The organism is Methanobrevibacter sp. (assembly GCF_045577275.1).
Taxonomy (GTDB): domain Archaea; phylum Methanobacteriota; class Methanobacteria; order Methanobacteriales; family Methanobacteriaceae; genus Methanobrevibacter.
The window spans coordinates 1-2,291 of record NZ_JAZNIB010000241.1 but is presented as its reverse complement, the minus strand read 5'-3'; the positions used below and the strand labels follow the sequence as shown (position 1 = coordinate 2,291).

The window sequence follows — 2,291 nt, the reverse complement described above, 5'->3', positions numbered from 1 at the left end:
AAAAAATAATAGTGAAGAATTATTCTTCACTTTCAGCTTCTCTTAACTCTTTCATTTCAGCAATGGCTCTTTTTGCCTCAGATAAAATATGGCCTTCATCCACGGTTAATAATTTTCTATTTTCCATAAGAATCTTACCATTACAGATAGTGGTATCAACATTAGATCCATTTGCTGAGTATACAATATTTGATGAAATTGCATTGCTCATTGGAGTCATGTTAGGGTGATTGGTGTCAACAAGAATAAGATCCGCTTTCTTGCCAACTTCAATTGAACCTGCATCAATGCCTAATGCATTTGCACCATTGTATGTTGCCATATTGAAAACTTCATCTGCAGTAGCTAATTTAGGATTGAGTGTGGAAACCTTTTGAAGAAGTGCTGCAAATTTCATCTCATCGAACATGTCAAGATTATTGTTGCTTGATGCACCATCAGTACCTAATCCAACACATACACCTTGACTCATTAGTTCACCTATAGGTGATGCACCTGAAGCAAGTTTCATGTTACTGCATGGGTTGTGTGAAACCTTGACATCATACTTTTTGATCAAATCTATCTCATTTTGGTCTAACCATACACCGTGAGCAGCAACAATATCACTGCCTAATATGCCCAAGTCATCTAAATACTCAAACGGTCTTTTATTTTGATGGTTCTCCTTACAGTCATTAATTTCCTTCATGGTTTCATTCATATGAATGTGGATACCAACTTGGTACTTATCCGCTTCCTTTCTGACCCTCTCGAGAAGCTCACTTGAAGTGGTATAAATTGAGTGTGGACCGAACATTGTAGTGATTCTTCCATCAGCAGTATTGTTGTGATTTTTTATTAAAGATATGTTTTCCTTGAATTCATTTTCACGTTTTTCCTCAATGCCGAAATCGATCATACCATATGACAAGACTGCCCTCATACCAATTTCTTCAACTGCCTGTGCGACACCATCCATATAGAAGTACATATCTGAAAATGTTGTGGTACCACTCTTGATCATTTCAGCTGCACCAAGAAGTGCACCAATGTAGCAGTACTCCCTATTGAGGTGTGCTTCCATAGGCCAGATGTGGTCATTCAACCAAGTGTCCAATTCCAAATCATCAGCAATGCCTCTAAGAAGTGACATTGAAATGTGAGTGTGAGTGTTGACAAGTCCTGGCATCAATATCTTATCACTTGCATCAATTACCTTTTCCGCATTTGAATCATCGATTGTCTCGTTGATTTCTGCAATCTTATCTTCAACAATTAAAACATCACTGATTTTTTCTTCAGTTTGTCCATTTCCTAATGGATTTAATATAGTAGCATTTTTAATTAATATGTTTTGACTTTCCATTAAAACACCTTAAAGTCTTTATGATTAATTGATAATTTTAAATTCTAATTAAATATCTAATTTTTTTAATATTTATATTATAGATTAGTACTCTTATATGTTTTCATAAAAAGAAGTTTTGAATAATTAAAAATAAAAAAAATAAAAAATTGAGAATTTTAAAAAATAAAAAAAGAAAGAAAAATAATCAAAAGATGATTATTTTATTTCAAAGTTAATTTTGCTGATTTTGACATTGCAGCATACATGTCATTTCCTGCAAATTTGGCAGTGAAGCTGTAAGTTCCTTTCTTGGATAAGCTTACATTGACTTTAGCAAGTCCATTTGAATCTGTTGTTGCAGTATAAGTCTTGCCGTTTACAGTGAATGTAATCTTCTTGCCTTTAACTGCCTTGCCGCTTGCAGACTTGAATGTAGCTGTAATGGTTTTGGTCTTAGCACTTGCCTTGTAGGTTTTAGCTGGAACGGTTAAGCTTCCTTTCTGCTTATTTACAAGAATCTTTGCAACAATGAATGAACCGTTGTACTCATCATCACCAAGGTATGCTACAGCAAAAGTGTATGTTCCTGCATACTTAAGGTTGATTTGAAGTTTTGCAGAACCGTTCTCATCAGTCACCCTATCATAAACATTACCATTGAATCCAATTTGGATAAACTTGTTTGCTAAAGCATTGCCTTCCTTGTCTTTTAATGTAATGAAGAAGAATTTTCCTATCCTTCCATCTGTATCAACATCAACAGCAGTTGTAGTCATGTTCTGATAAATGATTTGAGTTTCCTTTCTTGAAACAGAGAAATTGGAATTGAATGAAGCATCATTATACTCCTCGTCATTTTCCAAATAGACACTGAGATTATAGATTCCAGAAGTCAAATCAGTCAAGTCAACAATTCCATCATCATTGGTTTCGGCATATAATGCCTCTTCATTGCCTCTAT

The 2,291-nt window shown here is 34.5% G+C and carries 2 protein-coding genes; both read right to left on the bottom strand.

All coding sequences use genetic code 11. The features are described from left to right. Nucleotides 1-19 precede the first annotated feature (19 nt). Nucleotides 20-1,348 carry an amidohydrolase family protein gene (locus tag ACKI67_RS06790; RefSeq protein ID WP_407462702.1) on the bottom strand — a complete coding sequence of 443 codons (1,329 nt, stop codon included), beginning with the start codon at nt 1,346-1,348 and terminating at the stop codon, nt 20-22. Nucleotides 1,349-1,551: 203 nt separating this feature from the next. Next, on the bottom strand, nt 1,552-2,291 hold a 740-nt coding region (locus tag ACKI67_RS06785; protein WP_407462701.1), incomplete at its 5' end, for an Ig-like domain-containing protein.